Origin of the sequence: Psychroflexus maritimus (genome assembly GCF_011089875.1) — a bacterium.
Lineage (GTDB): Bacteria > Bacteroidota > Bacteroidia > Flavobacteriales > Flavobacteriaceae > Psychroflexus > Psychroflexus maritimus.
This window is the reverse complement of the sequence record NZ_JAANAS010000007.1, coordinates 1-240: the sequence shown is the minus strand read 5'-3', so window position 1 is coordinate 240 and position 240 is coordinate 1. Positions and strand designations below refer to the sequence as shown.

Sequence of the window (240 nt, the reverse complement as noted above, 5' to 3'; positions counted from 1 at the left end):
GTTGTTAATATCGGTTGCTCGTACAAATAAGCTTTGTGACAATGGATTTTCATTGGTATATGGACTTGATAATCCGTTTTCAATACTTAAATCTTGTGCTTCGGCTTGGGTGGTGAAGAATTCGATTTCATAATTGGGATTTCCTCCTGTAATTCCTTCAATTTCTGCTTCTAAATCAAATTCAGCAAAACCATTATTCTCTTCTGAAGTATCACACTCTTCAAGTAAATCTGGCTCGAT

At 35.4% G+C, this 240-nt stretch carries 1 protein-coding gene; it reads right to left on the bottom strand.

Annotation, left to right across the window (positions count from 1 at the left end):
- Positions 1-240, bottom strand: a 240-nt coding sequence (locus G7034_RS01660; RefSeq protein ID WP_166399228.1) for a hypothetical protein, incomplete at both ends; no start/stop codon positions are given.